This is a genomic window from Streptomyces sp. NPDC091292 (genome assembly GCF_044757265.1).
Taxonomy (GTDB): Bacteria; Actinomycetota; Actinomycetes; order Streptomycetales; family Streptomycetaceae; genus Streptomyces.
On record NZ_JBIVUQ010000001.1, the window covers coordinates 973,115 to 999,983 of the forward strand.

15 protein-coding genes are annotated in these 26,869 nt (G+C 68.1%); 5 read left to right on the plus strand and 10 right to left on the minus strand.

Annotated features, from left to right (window positions below; all coding sequences use genetic code 11):
- Nucleotides 1-19 precede the first annotated feature (19 nt).
- Nucleotides 20-3,169: an FG-GAP-like repeat-containing protein gene (locus ACIQNU_RS04935; RefSeq protein WP_401360958.1), complete on the minus strand. Its 3,150-nt coding sequence runs from the start codon at nucleotides 3,167-3,169 to the stop codon at nucleotides 20-22.
- 459 nt (nucleotides 3,170-3,628) lie between these two features.
- On the opposite strand from ACIQNU_RS04935, the gene ACIQNU_RS04940 reads away from it, so the two are divergent.
- The 3 genes from ACIQNU_RS04940 (at nucleotide 3,629) to ACIQNU_RS04950 (ending at nucleotide 12,147) form a co-directional block, all read left to right on the plus strand.
- Entirely contained in the window at nucleotides 3,629-9,994 is a 6,366-nt protein-coding gene (locus tag ACIQNU_RS04940) for an RHS repeat domain-containing protein (RefSeq protein ID WP_401362443.1), read from the plus strand.
- Between the two features lie 1,151 nt (nucleotides 9,995-11,145).
- Nucleotides 11,146-11,709 carry a PH domain-containing protein gene (locus tag ACIQNU_RS04945; RefSeq protein WP_401360960.1) on the plus strand — a complete coding sequence of 188 codons (564 nt, stop codon included), beginning with the start codon at nucleotides 11,146-11,148 and terminating at the stop codon, nucleotides 11,707-11,709.
- A gap of 162 nt (nucleotides 11,710-11,871) precedes the next feature.
- Nucleotides 11,872-12,147 carry a hypothetical protein gene (locus tag ACIQNU_RS04950; protein WP_401360962.1) on the plus strand — a complete coding sequence of 92 codons (276 nt, stop codon included), beginning with the start codon at nucleotides 11,872-11,874 and terminating at the stop codon, nucleotides 12,145-12,147.
- 72 nt (nucleotides 12,148-12,219) lie between these two features.
- Here the strand turns inward: ACIQNU_RS04950 and ACIQNU_RS04955 are convergent, their stop codons facing one another.
- The 8 genes from ACIQNU_RS04955 to ACIQNU_RS04990 form a co-directional block, all read right to left on the minus strand.
- Nucleotides 12,220-12,831 carry a hypothetical protein gene (locus tag ACIQNU_RS04955; RefSeq protein WP_401360964.1) on the minus strand — a complete coding sequence of 204 codons (612 nt, stop codon included), beginning with the start codon at nucleotides 12,829-12,831 and terminating at the stop codon, nucleotides 12,220-12,222.
- 122 nt (nucleotides 12,832-12,953) lie between these two features.
- Entirely contained in the window at nucleotides 12,954-13,964 is a 1,011-nt protein-coding gene (locus ACIQNU_RS04960; RefSeq protein ID WP_401360966.1) for an LLM class F420-dependent oxidoreductase, read from the minus strand.
- A 162-nt stretch (nucleotides 13,965-14,126) separates the two neighbouring features.
- Nucleotides 14,127-14,966: a DUF5336 domain-containing protein gene (locus ACIQNU_RS04965; RefSeq protein ID WP_401360968.1), complete on the minus strand. Its 840-nt coding sequence runs from the start codon at nucleotides 14,964-14,966 to the stop codon at nucleotides 14,127-14,129.
- A 196-nt stretch (nucleotides 14,967-15,162) separates the two neighbouring features.
- Nucleotides 15,163-16,167 (minus strand): N-acetylmuramoyl-L-alanine amidase, encoded by a 1,005-nt coding sequence (locus ACIQNU_RS04970; protein WP_401360970.1) that lies wholly within the window; start codon nucleotides 16,165-16,167, stop codon nucleotides 15,163-15,165.
- Between the two features lie 22 nt (nucleotides 16,168-16,189).
- Nucleotides 16,190-16,909, minus strand: coding sequence for a class I SAM-dependent methyltransferase (locus ACIQNU_RS04975; protein ID WP_401362446.1), 720 nt, complete (start codon nucleotides 16,907-16,909; stop codon nucleotides 16,190-16,192).
- Nucleotides 16,910-17,013: 104 nt separating this feature from the next.
- Nucleotides 17,014-18,849, minus strand: coding sequence for an MFS transporter (locus tag ACIQNU_RS04980; protein ID WP_401360972.1), 1,836 nt, complete (start codon nucleotides 18,847-18,849; stop codon nucleotides 17,014-17,016).
- Between the two features lie 231 nt (nucleotides 18,850-19,080).
- On the minus strand, nucleotides 19,081-19,485 hold the full coding sequence (locus ACIQNU_RS04985; protein WP_401360974.1) for a hypothetical protein: 405 nt from the start codon (nucleotides 19,483-19,485) through the stop codon (nucleotides 19,081-19,083).
- 44 nt (nucleotides 19,486-19,529) lie between these two features.
- Nucleotides 19,530-19,955 (minus strand): DUF4259 domain-containing protein, encoded by a 426-nt coding sequence (locus ACIQNU_RS04990; protein WP_401360976.1) that lies wholly within the window; start codon nucleotides 19,953-19,955, stop codon nucleotides 19,530-19,532.
- A gap of 318 nt (nucleotides 19,956-20,273) precedes the next feature.
- On the opposite strand from ACIQNU_RS04990, the gene ACIQNU_RS04995 reads away from it, so the two are divergent.
- Both ACIQNU_RS04995 and ACIQNU_RS05000 read left to right on the plus strand, forming a co-directional pair.
- Nucleotides 20,274-22,484 carry an acyl-CoA dehydrogenase gene (locus tag ACIQNU_RS04995; protein WP_401360978.1) on the plus strand — a complete coding sequence of 737 codons (2,211 nt, stop codon included), beginning with the start codon at nucleotides 20,274-20,276 and terminating at the stop codon, nucleotides 22,482-22,484.
- Between the two features lie 32 nt (nucleotides 22,485-22,516).
- Complete coding sequence (locus ACIQNU_RS05000) at nucleotides 22,517-23,704, plus strand: lipid-transfer protein (RefSeq protein WP_401360980.1); 1,188 nt, start codon at nucleotides 22,517-22,519, stop codon at nucleotides 23,702-23,704.
- 87 nt (nucleotides 23,705-23,791) lie between these two features.
- Here ACIQNU_RS05000 and ACIQNU_RS05005 read toward each other — a convergent pair whose 3' ends face one another.
- The gene (locus ACIQNU_RS05005; protein ID WP_401360982.1) at nucleotides 23,792-26,848 is read right to left on the minus strand and encodes a family 16 glycoside hydrolase; all 3,057 of its coding nucleotides are present in this window, start codon (nucleotides 26,846-26,848) and stop codon (nucleotides 23,792-23,794) included.
- Between the last annotated feature and the right edge of the window lie 21 nt (nucleotides 26,849-26,869).

The window sequence follows — 26,869 nt, forward strand, 5'->3', positions numbered from 1 at the left end:
GGCTTCGGTGTGAGGGGTGTCAGCTGATGGTCTGGTATCCCTGCCATCCATCGCTGACCTTGGACATGGTGCCGCTGCCGCTGCTGACGTCCAGGTAGTTCCACAGGGCGTTGTCGCTGCGGGTGAACCAGAGGTCGAAGCCCTTGCCGCTGTGGTCGGCGTCGCCGGGGGAGGTGATCAGGGGAGTGGTGGCGGGGGTGAAGTTCGTACCGGTGCGGATTTTGGTGGACTGGTCGGCGAGGCCATCGCCGTCATCGCCGGTGCCTCGGTGGACGTAGAGGTCGCCGTTGGCGCGGTCGCGGGCGCCGAGGTCGACGCGGCCGTCCTTGTTGGTGTCGCCCGGGGCGAACAGGTCCATGTTCTGCCAGCCGTCGTCGCCGATGAGGAGGGGTTCGCGGTCGGTGTCGAGCCGGTTGTCGGGTGCGCCGAAGTAGAGCCAGAGGAGATTCCCCTTCTTGACCAGCAGATCCGGGTGGCCGGGGATGTCGGGGACGCCGTCGCCGTCGATGTCGAGAGGGCCGTCGACGTCACCGACGGCGAGGATCTGGTCGGCGTTCTGCCAGTGGTTGTTGGACGCGTCGTACACCGTGAGTTCCTGCCGGTCGGCTTCGATGCCCGCGCATGCGGTGCAGGCGAAGCCGTAGCCGTTGTTGGGGTGCACCCACAGGCGGTCGGTGCCGTCGCTGTCGCGGCGCAGGGCGACGAGGTCTTCGTATCCGTCGCCGGTCCAGTCGCCGCGATGGGTGATCTTCACCTGGTTCCAGTTGGCGTCGGAGGCGAGGGAGGGGTTGTCGGTGACGGTTCCGTCGCCGGCGCCGTAGTAGCGGTGCAGACCGCCGTCCTTGTCGACGGCCCACATGTCGGGGTGTCCGTCACCGTTGATGTCGCCAGGCTGGTCGGCCTGTTTCAGGCCGTTGGCGTAGAAGAGGTAGGCGGCGGGGTCGGACTTGTTGCCCGCCTTGTCGAGACTGCGCGCGTGGAGATAGTTGGCGCCGGACTTGGTGGGCGTGAACTTGACGCTCACGCTGCCGCCGAGGGCGGCGGGGGTTGCCGTACGGACGGTGGTGTCGGTGTCGGTCCAGTACTCGTAGGCGCTGACGTCGCCGATGCCGCCGCTGGACAGGACGAAGGTGCCCTCGGTGCGGACACTGCCGGTCACTGACGGCCAGCCGTCGCCGCCGTCGGGGAACCGGCTGGAGGTGATACCCGGCGGATTGCTGGGCCGGTTCGGGTCGAAGACGAAACGGCAGCCCGGCGCGCCCAGGGTGGGTGTCCAGTCGGAGACGGCCTTGCCGTCGTCGGCCTGCGCCTTCCAGGAGAAGTTGCCGTTCGCGGTGGAGAGGTACTGGCTGAGCGTCGTCTTGGGGACCTTGACCTTGGCGACGGTGCCTGAGGTGGCGGAGACCGTCTGGTTGAAGAAGACGCCGGGCCCGTCGTCGTGGTGTCCGGTGGCCCACAGATGGAACTTGGTCTTGACGGTGCCGCCGTCCTTGTCACCGGCCTTCGCGGTCAGGTAGACGTCGGTGTTGCCGATCAGGCCGTACGGGGAGACGTTGCCGCACCCTTTGCTGTTCTTGGTGCTGGGGATGGTGTCCAGGCCGGTGGGCGCGTTCGGCACGGTGTTGTACTCGGTCGACATCACGGCTGACTTGGCGTCGAACTTCTTCCAGCCGAACACGTCCGACTCGTTGGTGGCGGCGAGTTCGAGGCTGATGGTGTTCCATTTGCTCGCCGCCGCGTCCTTGGCGCCGCGCGTGACGTCGAAGGCCAGATTCCCGGCCGGGCAGCCGGAGCCCCATCCCTTCGCGTCGTTGACCGTGTCCATCCGTGTGCGCCGGTCGGGGCGGTTGTTCCACGTGGTCGAGGAGCCGATCGTGGCGGTGCGCCACAGTTCGACGGGCTTGGCGGTGCACGACCACGACCACGTGTTCTTGATACGGAAGGTGGACTTGAGGACCTGCTTGTCGGTACTCCACAGATTCTTCGTGTTCATACGGAAGTAGGAACGGGCCAGGCCGTTCGTCTCGTCCTCGTATCCCACGCGGGCGGTCGTGGTGCTCTTGCCCGTGCCGCCCCAGCCGGCTCCGTTGAAGTACGAGGCGGTGGGGTACTTCTTGTACGCGATGGTCCAGGAGTAGCGCGACCCGTCGATGTAGGGGTCGATGTAGACCGGGTAACGGGTGTCCGGGCCGGTCATCAGGGCGGGGTCCGGGGTGAGTTCGAGGCTGCTGTCGTCGGCCTTGACGGGCATGGCGGACTGCTGGGCGCCGGGGCCCGGCTCGAACTCGTCTTCGTGCGGTGGCGGACCGTTCTCCGTGGCGTCGCCCTGGGGCGGTGGACCGCTCTCGGTCCGCTGGGCCGCTCTGGTCGCTGGGTCCGACTCGGGAGCGCTGGCGGAACTGGTGGTGCTGTCCCACATACGGGGCGTCGGCGCGGTGAAGAGTTCCTGACCGCCCGGGTTGACGGCGCTGAGATTGCCGTGCGCGTCGGCGGACACGCTCACACCGTCGCCGACCATCTTGTACGCGATGGTCTTCAGCGCCGGGTCGGCGGCGGCCTCCGGGGTCTTGACCACGAGCAACTGGGCGAAGCCGGAGGTCCCGGCGCGCAGTTTGAGGTCGACGTCGGGCAGGACATCCGGGTAGGTGACCGTGTCGTCGGCGATCAGGGGCTGCGGCAGCGGGGTGGGCCAGCTCAGCGAAATGCTGCGCCCGTCGCGGGTGATGGTGGCGAGCGGGCCGCTGCCGCCCGCCGAGAACTCCAGCCCCACCGCTGTGGCCCCCGGGGATATTCCGCCGCTGCCACTACCGCTGACACGCAGGCTGGTGTCTATGTCCACCAGACGGTTGCCCTGCCGCACCCATTGGGCGGTGGCGTAGCGGTCCTCGGTGAAGGTCCCCGAGGGGTTGGCGAAGACCTGGGAGGTCTCCGTTCGGCGGGAGACCACCTGGACCTGCTCGCCCGAGTCCGCCGCGCGGGCCAGAGCGGCGGACTCATCGGAGTCATCGGACCCATCTGTGGTCGGCTCCTGTTGTCCGGTGGCAGGGCCGGTGGGCTCGGCGGCCACCGAGGGAGTGGACGCCGACGCGGCGATGACGAATACCGCGACGGCTGCCGCCGCGATACGGCGCGGCGAGAGATGTCTCGCCGCCTCCAAATGATTTCCCATCGTGCTTCCTTTTCGAATTCTGCACAGAATTTCGCGCACCATACAACCCTGCATCATGAGGCGACGAAGGGTTTCTGTGCGTGTTCTTCAGGAGATGGTGATGTGTCCTGTTGGTGAGGATTATGAATTGTGTGTGCATGTGTCACGCACCCTTCAATTCCATTGCAAGGTGCAGACGTTCATGCAGGTAGATGGCTTGTGCTGTGTGTTTCTGTGTCAGATCTACATGCTGCCACCCATTTTTTTTCAGGCAATGCAGTGATAAGGGAATCCGCTGTAGTGGTGCGCGGATCAGAGTCTTTATCTGGCTCTCTTCTCCTTCCAATCATGTGCTGCTAAGGTCGCCGGGATCTTCATCTCTATGAACTTCCTGTGGGGGGAATGGTGGCCGGTTTGTGGTCAGACGCCTCGGGTCTTTCCCGGAGTGCAGCCAGGCGGCGCGTAAGCCGGGTGCGGTGGATAGCCATTTCCCTGGCGGCGTACCTGCTGCTCGGCCTCCTCGGCGGTCCCGTCGCGGCGGCGGCCGAACTGGGGCTACGGACCCTGAAGAAGCCGGACCCGGTCGGGACCTCGACCCCCAAGCCCCAGAAGATCGACCGGCCCGACCAGACGGCACAGCACCCCTGGCGCCCCAAGTCCGATGCGGACTGGCCGACTCCCGCCACCCGCACGATGGCTGTTCCCCAGGACGGCGCGGCGACCACGACGGTGGGCTCGCTTCCCGTTCGTCTCGCTCGCCCGGACGCCAAGTCGGCCCACGCCAACTCCAAGTCAGCCCACAGCGAAGCGAAGACGGAACAGACCGCCACCGGACCTGAGCGCACGCAGATCCAGGTACTGGACCAGGACACCGCCGACAGCGCCGGTATCGACGGCGTACTCCTCGCCGTCCGCCCCCTGACCGGCAGCAAGGGCACCCTGGACGTCACGGTCGACTACTCCGGCTTCCGCCACGCCTTCGGCGGCGACTGGGCCTCGCGACTGACCCTGCGCCAGCTCCCGACGTGTGCCCTGACCGATCCGGATCAGCCGAACTGCCGCCGGCAGGGCCGGACCCTGGCCACACACAACGACCCCCGGAACGCGACGCTCTCCGCCCCCGTAACGCTGCCCCAGCCCCAGCCGGATCCCACGCCCCAGCCCCAGAACCCGACGGCCACGTCCGCCCTACCCACCGCCCTCCCCACCGCCACACCCCCCGTGACCCGCACGTCGAACACCCCGCCCACCCCCGCCACGGGCACAATTCTCCTGGCCGTGACCGCCGCGGCCAGCGGCGCCGGAGGGGACTTCGGGGCCACCTCGCTGTCACCGTCCGGTTCCTGGTCGGCCGGCGGATCCAACGGCGGTTTCTCCTGGAACTACGGCCTCACCACCCCGGACGTACCAGGCGGCGTCCAGCCGGACCTCAAGCTCGCGTACAACTCGCAGGCGGTGGACGGGCGGACGGCCGCCACCAACAACCAGGCGAACTGGATCGGCGACGGCTGGTCGATGGAGCCCGGCTACATCGAACGCCGCTACGTGTCCTGCGGCGACGACGCCAAGGACGGCAACGGCACCGACAAGAGTGGTGACCTTTGCTGGAAGAACGACAACGCCGTCATCAGCCTCAACGGACAGACCAGCGTGCTCGTCAAGGACGACTCGGCCAAGGACGACCCCGAGGGCGAGTGGCATATGGAGAGCGACGACGGCACCAAGGCCGTCAGACTCACCAGCGGCAGCCGGGGCAACGGCGACAACGACGGCGAGTACTGGCGCGTCACCACCCCCGACGGCACCCGCTACTACTTCGGCTACAACCGGCTGCCCGGCTGGACCGACGGCAAGCCCGAGACCAACTCGACCCTGACCGTGCCGGTCTTCGGCAACCACAAGGACGAGCCCTGCCACGCCACCGCGTTCAAGGACTCCTGGTGCCGGCAGGCATGGCGATGGAACCTCGACTACGTCGTGGACCCGCACGCCGACGCCATGGCCTACTACTGGAACAAGGAGACCAACTCCTACGGGCGCAACGTCAACCCGGACACCGGCGCCTCCACCGCCACCACCTACGACCGCGGCGGCCACCTCGACCGCATCGAATACGGGCTGCGCTCCAGCACCATGTACGCCCAGAAGGCCGCCGGGAAAGTCGACTTCACCGTCTCGGAACGCTGCCTGACGGACTGTGCCACGTTCGACAAAACGAACGCGAAGAACTGGCCCGACGTCCCCTTCGACCGCTACTGCGCGTCCGGCGACGAGTGCAAGGACCGTTACTCGCCGTCCTTCTGGACCCGCAAGCGACTGACGAAGATCGACACCTCGGTCCTCACCGGGGGCGCGTACAAACCGGTCGACACCTGGACGCTCGCCCACCAGTTCCCCACCACCGGCGACGGAACCGACCCCGCCCTGTGGCTGGCGTCCCTCACCCGCACCGGGCACACCGGCACCGGCGACGTCACCATGCCGCCGGTCACCTTCAGGGGCCAGCAGCTTGCCAACCGCGTCGAGGGCGCCACCACAGGCGGCAGACCGGACCCGGTCCCTCCGCTGGTCCGCTACCGGATCTACGGCATCGACACCGAGACCGGCTCCACCCTCGGCGTCACCTACTCCACCCCCGACTGCAAGGCCGGCAGCATCCCCGCACCCGCGTCGAACACCCGCCGCTGCTACCCCGTCATCTGGTCCCCGCCGGACGCCCCGGCCGCCGACTACGAGCCGTACCTCGACTGGTTCCACACCTATGTCGTCACCCAGATCCTGGAGGCCGACAACACCGGCGGCGCGCCCGTGAAGCAGACCGACTACTCCTACCTCGGCGGCATGGCCTGGGCGAAGGAGGAGGACGAGTTCGCCAAGCCCAAGCACCTCACCTACGGCGACCGCAGGGGCTACGGGCGAGTCCAGGTCCGCACCGGCGCGCCTGCGTCGGACAAGCAGACCCTCAAGGAGTACCGCTACTTCCGAGGCATCGACGGCGCCACGGTCGAGGACCACGAGGGCATCGCCGTCACCGACCACCCCTCCTTCGCCGGCATGACCCGCGAGGAAGCCACCTTCGACGGCGACGGCGGCAAACTCGAAGCGACCACCAGCTACGAACCCTGGCGCTCGGCCGCCAACGCCACCCGCACCCGCCCCGGAATGACCGCCCTGCGCGCGTACGCCACCGGCGGCAAGTCGGAGAAGACCCGTACGGCGGTCGGTGGCGGCTGGCGCTCCACCCGGATCGACCGCACCCACGACACCTACGGTCACGTCCTGACCGAGTCCGACCTCGGCGACACCGCCAGGACCGGCGACGAGGAGTGCACGACCACCACGTACAACCGCAACACCGACGCGAACATGCTCACCCTCGTCAAGGAGGTCAAGCAGACCGCTGTCGCCTGCGACAAGACACCCACACTCCCGGCCGACCTGATCTCCGTCGAACGCCACTACTACGACGACGCCACCAGCCTGGACACCCCACCGACCAGGGGTGAGGTGACCCGCCTCGACGAGCAGGACGACAAGGGCACCGGCTTCCTCACCACGGCCACCCACACCTACGACCAGCACGGCCGCGAGCTGACCAGCACCGACGCGGAGAACAGCACCACCGGGACCAAGTACACACCCACGACGATCGAGGCACCGACAACCACCGTCGTCACCAACGCCCTCACGCACTCCACGACCACCCACTACGACCCGGCCCGTGGCGTCGCCACCACCGTGATCGACCCCAACACCAAGCGCACCGACGCCACGTACGACGGTCTGGGCCGCGTACTGAAGGTGTGGAACCCCGGCTGGGCCAAGGCCGATCACGCCACGCAGCCGTCGACCGAGTTCACGTACACGATCTCGAAGACGGCGGCCAATGCCGTGGCCACCAAGACCCTCCAGTACGACGGCTCGTACGCGACGGCCTACCAGCTCTACGACGGCCTGCTGCGCGAGCGCGAGACCCAGGCACCGGCGGTCGGCACGACCAACCGCATCATCTCCGAAACCCACTACGACACCCGCGGTTTCGCGTGGAAGTCCTACGCCGCCTACTACGCCGACGGCGCCCCCTCCAAGACCCTCGCCACGGCTCCGGACAACAAGGTGCCCACCGCCGCCGAGAACCTGTACGACGGGCAGGGCCGCGTCACCGACGCCATCTCCCGCGCGTACGGCGACGAGAAGTGGCGCACCGTCACGCAGTACGCGGGCGACCGCACCACCGTCGTCCCACCCAAGGGCGGCACGGCCACCACGGTGGTCACGGACGCCCGTGGCCGCACCACCGAACGGCTCCAGTACACCAACGCCGCCCGCACCACCTCGCAGAAGACGACGTACGGATACGGGAAGTGGGACGAGCCGGAGACGGTGACCGACCCAGCGGGCAACGTGTGGCGATACGTCTTCGACGCGCGCGGCCAGAAGAAGACCTCCGCCGACCCCGACAAGGGCACCTCACACACCACCTATGACAAGGCCGGCCGCCCCGTCACCACCACAGACGCCCGCAACATCACGCTGACCTCGAAGTACGACGCACTGGGCCGCCGTACCGAACTCACCAAGGGATCAGCCCTGTTGGCGGAGTGGACGTACGACAAGGCGGCGAAGGGGCAGGCGGACAGCAGCGTCCGCTACCTCGACGGCAAGGCGTACACATCCTCGGTCGACGCCTACAACGACAGCTACCAGCCAACCTCCCAGACGGTGACCATTCCGGCTGCGGCCGGCCCGCTCGCGGGCACGTACACCTGGACGTACGGCTACAACACGTACACCAGCCAGCAGGAATGGATCAGACACCCGGCCGTCGGCAACCTCCCCAGCGAACGGCAGACCACCGTCTACGCGGAGGGCAACCTCCCCCTGAAGACCACCGCCGGGTCGATCACCCTCGTCAACTCCACGGGGTACGACGTGTTCTCGCGCCCGACCCGCACCGAGTACGGAACCCTCGGCAAAAAGGTCTACCGCACCCGTCTCTACGACGACCACACCGGCCGCCTCAACCGCCAGACCACCGACCGGGACCTCGCCCCCCAGCGCATCGACGACACCGTCTACGACTACGCGCCCGCGGGCAACATCACCGGCATCACCACCACCAGCGGCCAGGACACCTCCAAATCCGTCGACCGCCAGTGCTTCACCGAGGACACCCTCGGCCGCCTCACCGAAGCCTGGACCACCGCCCGGAACGACTGCGCCGCCCAGCCCTCGGCCACGACGGTGGGCGGCCCGGACGCCTACTGGCAGTCCTTCGCCTACGACGCAGCGGGCAACCGCACCGAGCAGACGGACCACGGAACGGGCATCCTCGCGGGTACGGACGGGATCACGACGTACCGGCACAACGACCCGGGCACCGGGTTGCCCCACGCCGTCCAGGAGACGTCCACCAAGGGCGGCCGTGACGACGGCAAGAAGACCGGCTTCACCTACGACGAGACCGGCAACACCCGCACCCGCACCACCGGTACGCAGACACAGACGTTCGCCTGGGACGACGAGGGCCACCTCGCCTCCCTCACCGAGGCGGGAAAGACCACGGGTTACCAGTACGACGCCGACGGCAACCGCATGATCACCCGCGACGCGGACGGCAGCCAGACGCTCACCCTCCCCGGCGGCAACGAACTGAAGACCACGGCCACCGGTACGAAGTCGGGCGTCCGCTACTACACCCACGGAGAGGAGACGGTGGCCGTCCGGACCGGCGCCGGTTTCTCTTTCCTGCTCCCCGACCATCAGGGCACGTCCATGGCGGCCGTCGCCATGACCACCCTCGCGATCACCCGCCGCAAACAACTCCCCTTCGGCCAGCCCAGATCAGCACAGACCGAAACGATCCCGGGTACCCGGGGCTACGTAGGCGGGACTGCGGACCCCACCGGCCTCACCCACCTCGGCGCCCGCGAATACGACCCCCGACTCGGCCGCTTCCTCTCCGTCGACCCGATCATCGACCACGACGACCCGGCCCAACTGAACGCCTACAGCTACGCTCACAACAACCCGATCACCAAGTCCGACCCCACCGGCCTCCGCCCCGACGGCCCGGCAGGCGGCGCCGGCTACAACGACGACCGCTGGGCCAACGACCGCGGCATGAAAGCGGGCTACACCAAGAAGAACGGCAAATGGGTCTGGCAACAAACCCCCCTCAAAGACAAGTCCTCCCAAAAGAAATACGCCGCCTACAAAGCCAACCCCAGCAACTACAAGGTCTACCACTATGACGCAAAGAAGGCAGCCCAAGCCAAGGCCCAAGCCGACGCGAGAGCGAAGGCCCAGGCAGTAGCACGAGAAAAGGCCGAATCGGAACGGCGTAAGAGGAATAGTGTAATCGGAGCCGTCAAATCTGCCTGGAATGGGCTGACCGGTAAGAGTGAGAGGATCTGGGATGCATACTTCGCTGGTGATACAGCGGGTTTTTGCGTGAGTGGTTCTGCCGGATTCGGGTTCGGTGTGACAGCATCGATCTGCTTTGTGAGTACTACGCGAGCGGACGGCAAGACGGACTACGGGCTGAGTTTCAGCCGGGGAACTGAAACACCTTCTTTCGGTACGAATGTTGAAATCGGTATGATGGGAAGCAATGCCACGGACTTTGAACAGCTTCGCGGTGACGGTTGGGGTGGGACTGTGACGGGGGCCTATGGCGTGGCTGTTTCTGGCAGCCATGAAAGAGCAATCAATACAACGAACAGCAGGGGAGAGGCCGTTGGGTCGACCACCATCGGTGTCGGTCTCGGTCTGGGAGCGGAAGCAGGCTTTACGACCTCCCACGGTACCAAGGTCGGTAAGCTTTTCACTGTTGATTGGAGATAGAGGAAAGGGTAACTGGTGATGCGAGATACGTAGAAAACACTCTCTCCGAACGTTAGAAATGGATTCTTGATGCGCGACTCGCTTATGTCGACCTTTGCTGGCGGGCAGGTCTTGTCCAGTGTGAACATGCCGGGTGTTGCTATTAGCGTGGTACTTACTGTGTTTGGGGTGGTGATTGCGCTTGACTGGAGAGGGGCTGCGGAGAGGTTCTTTTCTCTTGTTTCTCGGCTCAGTTTTGGTTTTGTTGGTGGGGCTACGCCCAGGCTGCTTCGTGTTGTTGGTGGGGGCGTAGCGGTGCTCGGTGCAATCGGGCTGGTATTGGATCTTGTGAGTTGGCTTGGGTAGTTCTTCTTCAGCTGTTCAGTTCCGCCATCGCCCGGAGTCTGTTCCTGTCCCGGGAGGGGCGGAGGTCCGTGTACCGGGCCTTGCGCCATGCCTCCGGGCGTTCCGTTATGCGTTCTCGGGGCCCACCAGGGAGATGTCGCCGGCGAAAGCGTCCGGGATCCCAAAGAAGGCAGCGCAAGCCAAGGCCGGCCCAGGCAGTAGCACGAGAAAAGGTAGAAGCGGAACGCCGCAAGAAAGACGGAATCTGGGGGGCATCAAAGGCGGCATCGGAAGTGCCTGGGACGCTATCGGAGGGAAGGTAGTTTCAGGAGTAGCGGATGTCCCAGGAACGGTAGGCGATCACTTCGCTGATCACTGGCGAGACTATGCTGATTCCAACGCGGGTATCGAAAACTGGAACTGGACGGGATTCGGCATCACGACTGTAGCGACCGGTGCCGGCGGCTGTATAGGTGCAAGATATGCCGGTCCACAATTGCGGTCGATGGAAGCTGGAAAGGGATCTTGAAAAAAGATGTGAAGGGGTATATGTGGCGACTAGACGAAGGATTCGAAGGTTGACGGTTGCTGCTGGTGTACTTGTTGTAATCGGTTTCTACGTCGCAACTCGCCCTCTCCCGGGACCTTTCAACATCGTAGTCCCGGTGGTAGTCGGTGCGGTGCTCGGAAGCGCGATCGGCTTCGGACGAGCAGAAGATTGATTTGGCTTGACAATTGACATTGCGCCCTTCTTTGCGGCACCCGCGAGAAATGGCTATCCGTTCTCCCTGAGATTGTTCGCTAGGACGGGTTGTTCGATGGTGAGTATGCAGAAGACCAGGGGAAATGTACTGAGGCGACGTTCTTGGCTGGTCTTTCCCTGGATTGCCATCGTGGGCCTTGGTGTGGGCATGCTTCTTGCAGTGTTCAAGGTCAGTTCTGTCAATGGATTTCGAACCGGCTGGCAGGGGATCCCGGTCTATTTGGCGCTCGCCGGGATTTCAGGACGGGTCGCGAACTGCAAGGTGGACCTGCGTGAGGACGTGATCCTTGTGGTGAACCTTGTGCGCACCCATGTTCTGCCGAGGACAGCGATCCGTGGTGTCTCGGTCGGTGATGACGGCACGCTGGAGGTGCATCTCGATCACGAGCGGGAAATCGCCGTTTTTGCGTTTGGAGGGTCTGTCATCGATCGTTTCAGAGGCACCAGCAGTGAGGCAGAGTGGAAGATCAGGACTTGGTTGAACTCTGATGTCTCGGTACGTGAATCGGAGGATGCCGGCGGCCCGCACGTCCGCTGGACGCGGTGTACAAGTGCCGATCTCGCTCTTCTGCTGTGCGCGGTCATATCCGGCATGGGTGCCATATGGATGGCACTCAGCGGTAGTTGACTGGACAGCCCGGGGCGGAGGATCTGCAGTGCGTGGAGCCCATACATAGGAACACCCGAGCCCACCTGTTCTGCCCCGCCCGCGTTCCCCAACCTCGTGGTGCCGGTCCCGGACGGCCGTTCGGGAGCAAGAACCGGCCGCCCGCTGAGTAGGGTCGTGGCCATGAGCGAGGGGATGGGGCGGCGGCTCAAAGTGGACCTGGACAGTGGTGTCGAGGACGTGACGCTGTCCATCCTGGAGTGGCTTGGCGAGCAGGGAGTCGGCGCCATGATCCGGGTCGACGCGGAGCGCATGCGTGACGGTCAGCCGGCGTGGACATTTGTCGCTTCTGGTGGGCCGCTGGACGGTGGGATGAGGGCCGACGGGGCCTCGGTCTTCGAGTGCATGGGCGGGGCACTGCTTCGATTGCGTGAGGCCGGGCTGGCTGTTCCCTTCTGAAGTCGTGCATGGCCCTCCGACCAGCACCACCCCAAACGCCCCCACCTGACCACTCAGTAGCAGCAACCGTGCTCAGGTTGCGTTCGTGCTGCTCGCTTCGTGGTGGATGGCGTTGCTGACGTGCGGTTTGAAAGTTGTGAGGACGCTCCAACTGGCGCCGCCGTCAAGACGCTTCCACGTGGTCGCAGGGCGGGCGTCCATGGTCACTGTCGCGGTGTTCCGGTCTGTCGTGATGGAGATGCGCAGCGTCACCGGGCCGGCGGGCGAACTCGCGCAGACAAGGGTGAGTTTGCCGTGCGTGAACTCCTTGACTTCGTCGATCCGGGGGAGCGGCACCCCCTTGAGGGCGTGCAGCACGCTGTCGGTGAGCTGGTAGGCAGTGGCGCCCGCAGGCGCTGGTACGCGGAACTCGGCGGTGCAGGGCACCGCCGCAGCCTCGGCGGTCAGCGTCAGACCGTGCCGTGAGGCCGTACGCCTGGCTTGCCACGTGTTCGACGTGGCGATCACGAGGGCGAGGACTACGCCGACCACGAGTCCGGCGAGTACCCCTTGGAACAGCCCGGCAGACCAGGCGTTCGGGTTCTCCGATATCAGTACTCCGGCCGCCGCTGTCCCAATGACAACGGCGGCCGAGGCGGCGGCCACCGCGGTGCGACGCACGGTCGCGAGCCAATAGCGCAACATGAGTGGAGTCCTCGGCTTCTGTGTGAAGGGTGGAATCAGCAGGTCAGAGGACTCAGCTTATGGCTCTCTTGAAGCCGGGTTCCCGCAGGTCAACCAACCGACCCCCTGCCCCCAACCCCAAGTCAGCCGTTCAGCTCCGCCAGTATCCGCAGCGTATGGCGGTCCGGGGACAGGGCCAGCAGGTCCGTTACCGGGCCCTTGCGCCATTCCTCCAGGCGTTCCGCTATGCGTTCCCGGGGGCCCACCAAAGAGATTTCGTCCGCGAACGCGTCCGGGACCGCCTTGATTGCCTCTTCGCGGTGGCCGGCCAGGAATAGGGACTGGATCCGGTGCGCCTCTTCCTCGTAGCCCATCCTCGCCATCAGGTCCGCGTGGAAGTTTCGGGCCGCGTGGCCCATTCCGCCTATGTAGAAGCCGAGCATCGCCTTGACCGGGAGGAGTCCCTCGGCCACGTTGTCGCACACCGCTACCCGGGCCATCGGGGCCACCATGAAACCCTCCCGCGCCTCCGCAAGCGGCGCCTCGTACAGGTCCGCCCGCTGCGGCGACCAGTACAGCGGCAGCCAGCCGTCCGCGATCCGGGCCGTCTGCGCGATGTTCTTCGGGCCCTCCGCGCCCAGCAGGACCGGCAGGTCCGCGCGGAGCGGATGCGTGATCGGCTTCAGGGATTTGCCCAGGCCCGTGCCGTCGTCGCCCCGGTAGGGGAGGGGGTGGTAGCGGCCGTCCGTCGTCACCGGGGATTCGCGGCGTAGCACCTGGCGGATGACGTCCACGTATTCGCGCGTCGCCGTCAGCGGTGATGAAGGGAACGGGCGGCCGTACCAGCCCTCCACCACCTGCGGGCCCGACAGGCCCAGGCCCAGCATCATCCGGCCGCCCGACAGATGGTCCAGGGTCAGCGCGTGCATCGCCGTCGTCGTGGGGGAGCGCGCCGCCATCTGCGCCACCGCCGTGCCCAGCCGGATACGGCTCGTGCGCGCCGCGATCCACGTCAGCGGCGTGAACGCGTCCGAGCCCCAGGACTCCGCCGTCCACACCGAGTCGTAGCCCAACTCCTCTGCCTCGCGGGCCAGTTCGACGTGCGCGGGGTCGGGGCCGCGACCCCAGTAGCCGAGTGCCAGTCCTAGCCGCATGCCCATGCCCGCACCAACCTCCCGGGATACTCAACGCAGTAAGCCTGACGGTCCGTCAGATATGCGTCCCGCTCGGACTGTACGGCCACCCAACCCATCGACGCAACGACAACGGCCCCCACCCATCCGGGCGGAGGCCGCTGCGTACCGTGCAAGAAGAAATCAGCCGCGCTGAATCCCCGTCGTGTCCTGAAGCACCCCGCGCCGACCGTCCTGCGTCTGCGCGATCAGCCCGGGACCCCGCTGCTCGACCGCCAAGTACCAGGTACCGGGGGCGAGTTCGGCGATCGGGGTCGGGGAGCCGTCCTCCGGGTAGAGCGGACGCGGTACCGGCACCGCGAACCAGAACGGCGAGAAGTCACCGGACGCGGCGGCCGGCGCCGGACCCGGCTGGCCCGCCCCGGCCGGCGGCTGCGGCGCGGGCGCCGGCGCGCCGAACAGGTTCTGCTGCGGCGGCTGCTGGCCCCCGTAGGGCTGCTGCTGGGCGCCCGGGTAGCCGTAACCACCCTGCGGCTGTCCGCCGTACGGCGGGACCTGCGGGCGCGGGGCGCCGACGAGCGGGGCCTTGAGCGCGGGCACGAGCGGGGTCGCGACGGCCGCGGCGGCGAGCGCCAGCGCGGCGATCAGGCCGAGGATGAGGCCGACTCCGGCCGACAGGTCACCGCCGAGGCCCAGCAGGTCGTCGAACGAACCCGCCGGGTCGAAGATGGCGCCGAGCGACGACCAGGCGGCGAAGATCGCGACCACGACGCCGGCCGGACCGAGTTCGAGGCCGGCGACCTTCTTTCCCTCGGGCAGGGCGCGGCTCGCGATGATCAGACCCGCGGCGATGATCCCCGCGAGATAGACGCTCATGATGAGGTTGCCGTTGTCCCAGGCGTTCGGCACGTTGTCGCAGCTGCTGCCCTTGCAGTCGAACGTGTCGAGGAACGAGGCGATGAACAGCAACACCGCTGCTCCGATCACCACGCCGTCGCCTCTAGTGAGGGAGCGGATATTCACTTCAGGTCCTTCGTCAGTCGTGTGGTCGGTCGCTGGTGGGCGTCGCTGTCGCCGATCGGTCGCGGTGTCTCGCGGTCATGCGATGGTGCGGGGCCGCGGTGTTTCACGGTACGAAGCGCGGGGGTGGCCCCCCATCGTAGAGGTGACACTATCGTCCGTATGGCGGGGGTGTCTGCCAGGTCAAGGGCGCGCAAGGTCACCCTCGCAGGAAACTCACGATTCCCTCAGAAATACCCTGCGCCGCGCGCTGCCGCCACGCGCCGTCGGTCAACAGCGCCGCGTCCTTCGCGTCCCGCATGTTGCCGCACTCGATGAACACCTTCGGCACCTTCGACAGGTTGAGACCGCCGAGATCGCTGCGGACGTCGAGACCGGTGCCGTCGCCGACGTAGTTGGACGGCGCGCTGCCGGTCGCGCGTACGAAGTTGCCCGCGATGCGCTCACCGAGAGCGCGTGAAGGCGCGACGATCGGGGACGTGTCTGCGTCGCCGCCCTTCACCAGGGCGGGCAGGATCACATGGAAGCCCCGGTTGCCCGCGGCCGAACCGTCGGCGTGCACCGACACCACCGCGTCGGCCTTCGCCGTGTTGCCGATCCGGGCCCGCTCGTCCACACAGGGACCCCAGGGCCGGTCGCCGTTCTGCACCAACGTGACCGTGGCGCCCTGCTGTTCGAGCAGCGTCCGCAGCTTGCGCGAGACGTCGAGCGTGAACTCCGCCTCGGTGTAACCGCCGTTGGTCGACGTGCCCGTGGTGTCGCACTCCTTGCGGTTCGTCCCGATGTCGACCTGGCGGTTGATCTCGGTCGTGTGCTGGAAGTTCCCCGGGTTGTGCCCCGGGTCGATGACGACGACCTTGCCCTTGAGCGGGCCGTTCGCGGCGGGCGCCGACGCCGAGGGCTTGCCGCTGCCCGGCTTGCTGCCGCCCGGCTTGGTGTCGTCCTTGCTGCCGTCGGTGGCGCTCTCGCTCTGGGTGGCGGACCTCGTCGGCGTCGGGTCGGCCGCCGCCGACGTGGTCGAGCCCTGCGTCTCGGGCAGCGAGCGCGCGGGCCCGCCCCCGTCGGACGCGCTGCCCACCACCGTCCAGATCAGCCAGGCGACGAGGGCCGTGGGCACCAGTGTGGCGACCGCGACCAAGGCGGTACGCCCACGGGAGCGGCTCGGCTGCGGGGTGGGCTCGAATTCCGGACCTGCGTACGACACGACAGCGACTCTAACCGGGGGGTCAGGCGCCGGGGGCGGTTCGGCGCAGGACGCGCAGGGAGTCGGTCACGGATAGCTCCGTGAAGGCGCCCGACGCCAGCGCCCGGAGGTAGACGCGGTAGGGGGCCTGGCCGGTGAATTCGTCCACCGGGTCGGGGAACACGTCGTGGATCGCGAGCAGACCGCCGTCCGCGAGGTGCGGCACCCAGCCCTCGTAGTCCGCCGTGGCGTGCTCGTCGGTGTGGCCGCCGTCGATGAAGACCAGGCCGAGCGGGCCGCCCCAGACACGGGCGACCTGCGGGGACCGGCCGACGACCGCGACGACGTGGTCCTCCAGGCCCGCGCGGTGCAGGGTCCGGCGGAAGGTGGGCAGCGTGTCCATCAGCGGCGCGCCCGTGTCCGGGTCGACCACCTCGGGGTCCACCACCTCCGGGTCGTGGAACTCCCAGCCCGGCTGCTGCTCCTCGCTGCCGCGGTGGTGGTCGACGGTGACCGCCGTGGCGCCGGTCGCGCGGGCCGCGTCGGCGAGCAGGATCGTGGACCGGCCGCAGTACGTGCCGACCTCAAGGAGCGGAAGACCGAGGCGGCCGGCGTCGAGCGCCGCGCGGTACAGCGCCAGCCCCTCGTGCTCGGGGAGGAAACCCTTGGCCGCGCGGAAGGCGTCCAGCACCTCGGGCGAGGGGGACCCGGACGACAGCGATTCGGGCGACGGGGACTCGGGCGACAGGGACTCGGTGCTCATACGGTCCATACGATCATCGTTCCGTACGGGGTCCGGTGACCCGGCACCGGGGTTGTGCCCGCCCGCCGCCCCCAGAAGCCCCAAGAAGAGGGAGCAGCGCCCGATCAGGTCGCGTTCGCCCGAGGCGCCGCCGCCGCGTCCGGTACCCCCATCGGCACCCCCATCGGCAGCCGCAGATCCATTTCGACCGAATCCTCCGGCGTCAGGGACGTCGCCGCGCGGGCCAGCGGTGCGTGGCCGGGGGCCGTCGCCGCGAGGACGTAGGCACCGCCCGCCGGCACCGCCAGCGCGTAGCGCCCCGCCTCGTCCGAGAGGGTCGCGCCCGCCTGGCGGCCCCGGCGGTCGATCAGGGTGATCTTCGCGCGGGCCACCGGCAGCCCCGCCGCGTCCAGCACCCGGCCCCGGAACCCGGGGCACCCCGGCCCCTCGAAACGGGTCACCTCGACACTGGTCGCCTCACCCGTCGTCGCCACCGTGTTCCGCACCGCCGCGCCCCGTGCCGCCGCCGTCTTCCGCCGCGACGGAAGGAACGCCGCGAACACCAGCCCGCCCATGACCGCACCCGTGGCGATCAGGAACGACAGCCGGAAACCGTGCAGCGTCGGCACCGCGACCGGTCCCACTTGGGTCGCGGTGCGGGCCAGGACCATACCGATCACGGCGCTCGACACGGACGTACCGATCGACCGCATCAGCGTGTTCAGACCGTTCGCCGCGCCCGTCTCGGACGGGTCGACCGCGCCGATGATCAGCGCGGGCAGCGAGGAGTACGCCAGACCGATGCCCGCGCCCAGGACCACCGAGATCACGACGGTGTGCCAGACGGCGGTCATCATGCCGATCCCGGCGCCGTAGCCGATCGCGATGATCAGCATGCCGAGGATCAGCGTGACCTTCGGGCCGTACGTGGACGAGAGGCGCCCGTACACCGGGGCCATGAGCATCATCGTCAGGCCCAGCGGCGCCACGCACAGGCCCGCGACCACCATCGACTGGCCGAGTCCGTAGCCGGTCGACGCGGGGAGCTGGAGGAGTTGGGGGAGGACCAGCGAGACGGCGTAGAAGGCGACGCCGACCATGACCGAGGCGAGGTTGGTGAGCAGGACCTCGCGGCGGGCGCTGGTCCGCAGGTCCACCAGCGGGGCCTTCACGCGCAGCTCCATCACGCCCCAGCCGAGCAGTACGGCGACGGCCGCGCCGAACAGGCCGAGCGTGAGCGGCGCCCCCCAGCCCCAGTCGCTGCCCTTGGTGACCGGTAGCAGGAGCAGCACCAGACCGGCCGAGAGGCCCAGCGCGCCGGGGAGGTCGAAGCGGCCGGGGGCGCGCAGCGGGGACTCCGGTACGACCCGCAGCGTCAGGAGGATCGAGATCACGCCGAGGACGGCGGACGAGAAGAACAGGGCGTGCCAGTCGAGGTGCTGTGCGATCAGTGCGGCGGCGGGCAGCGCGAGACCGCCGCCGACGCCGATGGACGAACTCATCAGGGCCATCGCCGAGCCGAGCTTCTCGCGCGGCAGCGCGTCCCGCATCAGGCCGATACCGAGGGGTATCGCGCCCATCGCGAAGCCCTGGAGCGCCCGCCCGGTGATCATCACCAGAAGATCGCTGGTGAACCCGGCTGTCAGCGAGCCGACCACCATCACAGCCAGGCTGCTCAGCAGCATCCTGCGCTTGCCGTACAGGTCGCCGAGGCGGCCCATGATCGGCGTGGAGACGGCGCCCGCGAGCAGGGTCGACGTCATGACCCAGGTGGCGTTGGACGGGGTGGTGCTCAGCAGCTCCGGCAGGTCCTTGATGACGGGGACGAGCAGGGTCTGCATGACCGCGACGACGATGCCCGCGAAGGCGAGAACCGGAACGAGACCGCGCCCGGGGCTCCGGGTGCGGTCAGGATCGGGGGGTAGGGCGGGTAGGGCGGACGAATCCGTCGTCTGCGGCATCGCGTGCGGCCTCCGGGCGGGGAGAGAGGGGTACGTGCAGGGTGAACCCTTCCGTACCGGGCTGCTATTCCCATGAACGTTGTACGACGCAAGACTTGATGTCTGGTCGCGATTCGAGCTGCATCTTGACCGTGCGCTGAGCTGGGAGGTGGAGAAAGGTGTGGGTCTGGCCAGCCCGGAACTGGGCAGATCAACTTTGCATTTTCGGGGCCGTCGACCAGCTTGCTGCGATCAGCGTGACGGGTCGATCACGCGGTCGCGGAACTCCTGGAAGGTGTGCCAGCCGGACGAGTCCTGAGGAGTAAGCAGGTCTCCTTGCGAGCAGTCCAGAGCCTTGCAACCCAGGGCAGCTGCGAGGCTGAGGACGGGGGCGAGTACGTCGTCGCCAGAGCCGCGGATGTGGAGCATGATCGAGTCCACGGGGTCCTCCGAACCAATGTTGAGTTCTATGGACCAGGTGGGCCCGAGGAGTTCACCCCATGTCGGGTCGGAGAGATCGACTTCGGGGGTGGCGTGCTTCACGGCGGATAGAACGTCCTGCTGGCGGCCGAGCGACGGCGGTGCATAGTCACCGGGGATTTCTTGCACCGAAGTGACGTTGTCGGGCAGGTGAAGGAGGAGGACATCCCAGCTCATGTGAACCTTCAGGTCGGGGAACAAGCAGCGTGTCGTTGGCTGGCTCAGCTCAGGTTTAGCTGAGCCTCCGGAGGCTGGGGCTGGAGCGTGGCCCGGAGCTGGTTGATCGTTTCTTGCCAGGGCTCGCCGTCTGACTTGGCCCAGAGGGCCATTAGCTCGGACGGTTCGGTCATGACCCGGTCGAGCGCCTGGAAGGCGAGCGCGCGCAGACCTGTGAGGTCGGGCAGAGGCTGCTCCGGCCCGTAGTCGGGGTCGGCCGGTTCGCCGCCGGGGCATTGCGCGGCGACCAAGCCAGCTGCGGCAACGGCTTCTTCAGAGACACTCGCGTCGAGGTATCCGGTCGTGTCGATCACGCGGGCGAGCGTGTTGCGGATGATGCCCTTGCGTGTGGCTGTGGTCGCCGCATCGAGGGCGTCGCACCAGTCCCCCGCGGTGTCGTTATCGAAGGGCCCGACGTCCCAGGTTCCCATGTTCTCTCCTTCTCGTGTGACGTCCAGGCATCGTGCCAGGAAGGACTGACATGGGCTGCCCGTGCAGGTTGAAGCCTCACGCGCGGGAGGGTTTCGAGGTCACGGATACCGGTTGAGATGAGGGAGGTGGTGAGGGTGAGGGTCCCTCGTGGATCCGCATGTGAGACCACGCCCGACCATTGCGAGATCGGATGCAGAGTCACGCTGACCTTTGCAGGGTCCAGAGCTACAGGACACTTGACTTCTTGTTTACTCAGGCAACGATCTCATCGACATCTGACCTTCCGTCAGAATGGAACGTGTTCTAGTCTGCGCGGCATGGGGATCGGGATCACACAGGAGCAGCGGGAACTGGCCGAGGCCGTACGCGGCCTCCTCGCGCGGACCGTGCCGCCGGAGGAGATACGGAAACTCCTCGACGCCCCACCGGGCACCGGTGCCCGTCCCGCGCACTGGGACGTACTCGCCGACCAGGGGCTGCTCGCCCCGCATCTGCCGGAGGAGTGCGGCGGCGGGGGCGGCGGTCTTGTCGACCTCGCGGTGGTCGTGGAGGAGGCCGCGTATCGCGCGCTGCCGGGCCCGTTCGTCGCGAACGCGCTCGCGGCGGCCGTCCTGAACGCGGCCCGCGCCGGAGAAGCGGCCGATCTCGCGTCCGGGCGGCGCATCGGTGCCGTCGCCCTCGGACCCGGCGACCTGACCGCGACCCCCGCGCCCGGCGGCTACGTACTCGACGGCACCGCCCCGCCCGTCCTCTCCGGCGGCGACGCGGATCTGCTCGTCCTCGGCGCCACGGCACCGGACGGAACGGTGGTCTGGTGCGCGGTCGACGTCCATGGAGCGGCGGACGGCGTCGAGGTCCGGGTGCACGACAGCGCCGACCCCACCCGCCCCACCGCCGAGACCACCGCCACCGGCACCTTCGTACCGGACGACCGTGTCCTTGCCGTGGACCCCGCCCTCGTGGCAGACCTGGCGTGTGTGGTGCTCGCGGCGGACGCGTGCGGGACGGCCGCGTGGTGTCTGGAGACGGCCACCGAACACGCCAAGGTACGGGAACAGTTCGGGGGGCCGATCGGGCGGTTCCAGGCGGTGAAGCATCTCTGCGCGGACATGCTGGTCCGGCTTGAGCAGGCGCGGGCGCTCGCGTGGGACGCGGCACGCGCCGCCGATGGACCGGCCCCCGAGAGCGCGGCGCCGCGCGGTCTCGTCGCCGCCCTCGCCGCCGCCACCGCCCTCGACGCCGCCCTGTCCTGCGCCAAGGACTGCGTCCAGATCCTCGGCGGCATCGGCTTCACCTGGGAGCACGACGCGCATCTGTATCTGCGCCGGGCACTGGTGGCCCGGCAGCTCCTCGGACCCGGCGACGCGCACCGGCTGCGCGCGGTCCGGTTCGCGGAGGGCGGCGCCCGGCGCGAACTGCGCCTGGAACTTCCCGCTGAGGCAGCCGCGTACCGCAGGGCCGCCCGTACCGTGATCGAGGGCGCCCGTGGACTCGGCCCCGCAGAGGCCCGCCGCGCCCTCGCCCCCACCGGCTACGCGGCCCCCCACCTCCCCGCGCCCTACGGCCTGGGCGCGAACCCGGTCCAACAGCTCGCCGTCCAGGAGGAGTTGAGGGCGGCCGGCGTACGGCTCGGTGATCTCGGGATCGCCACCTGGGTCGTTCCCTCGCTCCTCGCCCACGGCACTCCCGAGCAGCGGGAGCGGTATCTGCCGCCGACGCTGCGCGGCGAACTGCTCTGGTGCCAGTTGTTCTCGGAGCCCGGCGCCGGATCCGATCTGGCGTCGCTGCGCACCCGCGCCGAACGCCTGCCCGACGGGCGCTGGCGGGTGAACGGGCAGAAGGTGTGGACATCGGCAGCGACCCGGGCCGACCACGGCGTCCTCCTCGCCCGCACGGACCCCGACGCGCCGCGCCATCAGGCCCTTACCTACTTCGTCGTGGACATGAAATCCGCCGAGGGCATCGACATCCGGCCGCTCAAGGAGATCACCGGGGAATCCCTCTTCAACGAGGTCTGGTTCGACGATGTCGTGCTCCCGGCGGACGCGGTCGTCGGCGAGGTCGGCGGCGGCTGGCGGGTCGCGCGGAACACGCTCGGCAACGAACGCGTCCACATGGCCGACCAGTTGACGTTCGACACGGGCATCGAGGCGCTGGTCGGGCGGGCGCCGGACCTTGACGACGCGTACCGGGCGCGGATCGGCGCGCTCGCCGCCGAGGCGCACGCGCTCGCCTGTATCGGGCTGCGGACCACCGTGCTCCAGGTGTCGGGCCTGGAGCCCGGCGCGGGCGCCTCCGTACGCAAGCTCGTGCAGACCGCGCACCAGCAGCGGGTCGCCGACCTCGCGCTCGAACTCCTCGGCCCGGCAGGCGCGGTGCGCGAGGGCGCGGGGGAGCGGGCCGTGCACGGCTTCCTCCTCTCCCGCTGCCTCACCATCGCGGGCGGCACCACGCAGGTGCAGTTGAACGTCGTCGCGGAACGGATCCTGGGACTGCCCCGGGACCAGGCCATGTATCAGGCCAAGTAGCAGGCCACGTATCAGGCCAGGGAGGCCACACCATGAAGGCGTATGTCGTCGGGGTCGGGATGACCCGGTTCGAGAAGCCCGAGACGCGGGACTGGCAGTACTGGGACATGGCCGAGGAGGCGGGCACCAAGGCGCTCGCCGACGCGGGCATCGGCTACGAGGACGTGCAGCAGGTGCCGGTCGGGTACTGCTTCCAGGCGTCCACGGCCGGACAGCGCGCCGTGTACGGGCTCGGTCTCACCGGCGTCCCCGTCTACAACGTCAACAACAACTGCGCCACGGGCTCGACGGCCCTGATGCTCGCCCGGCAGTTCGTGGAGGGCGGGGTCAGCGACTGCGTTCTCGCGCTCGGGTTCGAGAAGATGACGCGCGGCGCGCTCGGCGGCGGCGCGGACGGCGGCGACTTCTCGACGTCACCGGTCGCCCGGCACTACGGGATCATGGCCGCCCGGCACGGCTTCGAGATGTCCCCGCCGACCGCGCAGATCTTCGGCGACGCGGCCCGCGAACACATGGAGCGGTACGGCACGACCGAGGCGCAGCTCGCCGCCGTCGGCGCCAAGAACCACCGCCACTCGGTGCACAATCCGAACGCCCAGTTCCGCGACCCGTACACGGTCGACGAGATCCTGGCGGCGAAGACCGTCCACCGGCCGCTGACCAAGCTCCAGTGCTCGCCGACGTCGGACGGCGCGGCGGCGGCCGTCGTCGTGTCGGAACGGTTCGTACGGGAGCGGGGCCTCGAAGACCGGGCGGTGGAGATCGTCGCGCAGACCATGACGACGGACACCGACGAGTCCTTCGCGTCTGGCTCCTGCATCGACGTCGTCGGACAGCCGATGTCCCGCGAGGCGGCCCGTCAGGCGTACGAGGCGTCGGGCCTCGGTATCGAGGACGTGGACGTGGTCGAACTCCACGACTGCTTCTCGATCAACGAACTCCTCACCTATGAGGCCCTGGGCATGTGCGGGGCCGGCGAGTCCGGCAAGCTGGTCGAGTCGGGCGCCACGACGTACGGCGGCCGGTGGGTGGTCAATCCGTCCGGCGGTCTGATCTCCAAGGGGCACCCGCTCGGGGCCACCGGGATCGCCCAAGTGGCGGAGCTGGCCTGGCAGTTGAGGGGCGAGGCGGGTGAGCGGCAGGTGCCCGGCGCGAGGGTGGGCCTGGCCCACAACATCGGGTTGGGGGGCGCGGCGGTGGTGACCGTGCTGCGTAAGTAGTCCCTCGACCACGACGGCGACCGCCGCCCGGAAGCCCGGGAGACGGTCGCCGCGCCCAACCGTTACGACTCGACTGCGAAGACGCTCCTACGCCGTCGGCTCGATCCAGATGTTCCGGTAACGGACCTTGCTCCCGTGGTCCTGGAGGCGGATGGGGCCGGTGGACGTCAGCTCGGGGGCGCCGCCACCGGTCGGCCCGTCCACGGCGACGTTGTCGTGCACGACGACGCCGTTCCACTTCACCGTCACCCGGGCGTCCTCCGTTTTCTTCCCGGCGGAGTCGTACCGTGCCGCGCGGAAGGTGATCTCGTACGTCTGCCACGTCTCCGGTGCCGTCGCGGCGTTCGAGTCGGCGGCCTTCTTGAGGTAGATCGCCGCCGCTTCGTTGTTGGCGAGCTTCGGGACCCCGTACGAATCCAGGACCTGGATCTCGTAGCGGTCCTGGAGATAGACGCCGCTGTTGGCGCGGTCCTGGCCCGTCACGTCATCGGGCAGCAGGGGCAGCTTGAACTCGACGTGCAGCTTGAAGTCGCGGAAGCTCTGCTTCGTACGGATGTCTCCGCAGCAGACCTCCATCTCCCCGCCGGCCGACGGCCATTGCACCGCCCGGCCGTCCGTGTGCTGCCACTGGTCCTGACCCGTCCCGTCGAAGAGGGCGATACGGCTGCCCTTGGCGTGCACGGTGAGGAGGTCGAGGTTGACGTGACCGGTGTCGTCGTTGTCGACCTTGTACATGACGGAGTTGGTGCCCTTGCGCAGCGGCAGCGACTCCGTCCCGGTCGCCCACGCGTCCCAGGTGCCGGTGGAGGGCAGCGTCGTCTGTTTGACGCGGGTGCCGTTGACGTAGACGCTCACGGTCTTGTCCCCGGTGAAGGGGTTCGGTCCGTTGGAGTAGCGCAGGCCCAGGTCGTACGTGCTCGCCTTGTCGACGTCCACGGCGAAGGTGGCCGCCGCGCCCTTGGTGCCGAACTTGTCGACGAAGCCGCCGCCCGAGTAGCCCGAGTGGTCGGTGCCGAGCCCGGCGCCGCCGGTGAGTGTGGCCTCCTCGGCCTCGTACTGGGTCGGGGTCGCCTGCTTGCCCGGCAGGGAGTTCAGCGTGTACCAGGCTTCGGTGCTCCACAGCGTCTCGCCGTTCTGCGCGCTGAACGGGCGCGGCGAGCGGACGTGCACCACCCGGTTGGCCTTCAGCCCGTCGATGGCGAGCGTGACCTTCTTGCCGTCGCGCGACAGCTTCGCCGAGCTGACCTTCAAGTTCTCCTCGCCGACCTTGGGGCCGCCGTAGGAGGGGGTCGGCGTGTAGTGCCACTGCTCGACCTTGTAGTGCTCGGCGAGGTCCTTCGCCGTCTCCTCGGAGAGCGGCTGTGTGTACTCCAGCTCGAAACCGCCCGGCTTCGCGCGCATCGCCTTGATGTCGAAGGCGTTCTTGCCGTTCGGCGTCAGCTTCTGGAGGCCGTAGTTCAGCTTGCCTTCCTGGCCCCAGTTGCCGCCCGCGCCGAGACCGCCGGCGTAGATCGCGCCGTCCGGGCCCATGCTGATGCGGTTGACCCCGGCCTCCAGGCCCTGCGTCATCCGGAACACCGCGCCCTGGTAGTCGCCCTTGACCTTCTCCAGGTAGGCGCGCTGGAGACCGCCGTACGTCACGTCACCGAACACCATCTGCCCGGCGAACGGTCCCTTCTTCAACATCAGTGGCGTGCTGGGCGAGTTGGCGATCTCGTTCTGCGGAAGCCACAGCACCGGCTTGGTGACCGGGGCGGAGTCGAACGGGCCCGCCGGGTTCGTGTAGTGGTTGAAGAAGCGGCCCTGCTTGATCTGGAGCAGCTTCGACGAGGGCAGCCAGCCGCCCTGGTTGTCGAGGACGAACAGGTCGCCGTCCGGGCCCCAGCCGATGCCGTTGGGGGTGCGCAGGCCGCCGGCGATCCATGAGACCTTGCCGGTCTTCTTGTTGACCTTGATCGTGGAGCCCCGGTCCTTCGCGGGCTGCGGATCCGTCGTGGCGCCGCCGTAGTTGATGGCGACCGACAGGTTCAGATAGAAGTACCCGTCGCGGTAGAGCAGGCCGAACGCGAACTCGTGGAAGTTGCCGCCGAACGGCCAGGTGGCGACCGTCTTGTACTTGTCGGTGACGCCGTCCTTGTCGAGATCCTGGAGCTGGGTCAGCTCGTGTTTCTGCGACACGTACAGCGAGCCGTCCACGTACTTGATGCCCATGGGCTCCTTCAGCCCCTCGGCCACCTTCTTGGCCTTCACCTTCTCCGGGCCGGTACTGCCCGTGACACCGCTGAGGACGTACACCTCACCGAGCTTGTTGTCGGTGCCGCCCCAGGTCGCCACGGCCAGCCGCCCGTCGGGCAGCCAGTCCATCGCCGTGACCTGCGGCTCGAAGCCCTTGGGCCGCAGATCGGTCAGCGAGAAGTTCGGGTGCACGTCCCGCAGCGGCAGCCCGTCGCCCGGCGAGTCGTTGACACCCTCGCACTCCTTGCGGCCCGGCGCCGTCACGCGGACCACGTCGGCGTCCGTGCTGAGTACGGAGTTCGGGACGACGGCGAAGTCGGCGGCGCCCGGCGGCTTCCAGGCGAGCGTGATCTGCTGGCCGCCGGTGCGTTCGAAGTGGTCGATGCGGAGGGCGTGGACGCCCGCCGTCAGGGTGACGGTGCCGTCCTTCGGGTCGGCGCCGTGCAATCCGTCGTGGTCGATGACGAGTTGCCCGTCGATCAGCAGCCGGGAACCGTCGTCGCTGGTCAGCCGGAAGGTGTACTCACCGTCATCGGGCACGGTGATGTTGCCGATCACCTCGGACGCGAAGTAGTCGCTGAAACCGCCGAAGTCGTCGGGCGACGACCAGTCGATGGTGGGCATCAGCTTGTCGACGTTCGGGGTCTGCCCCGGCTTGAGCGCGCAGATCTTGTCGAGGGGTACCTGTACGTCGTAGACGCGCAGGGTGACGCCGGGTTCCTGCGGGGGCAGGTCGCGGGCGGCGTGGTTGTCTTCGGCGGCCCGGCCGGTAGTGGTGGCTGCGGCGGACGGGTCGGCGGCGGCGGACGGGGACGCCGAGAGTCCGCTGACGATGAACGAGGCGGCGATCAGACCGATCAGTGATCTGCGCCATCGGCGGAGTGAGCTGCGGAGTGAGCTGTGGTCCATGGTTCCTCCTGGCACGCGGGT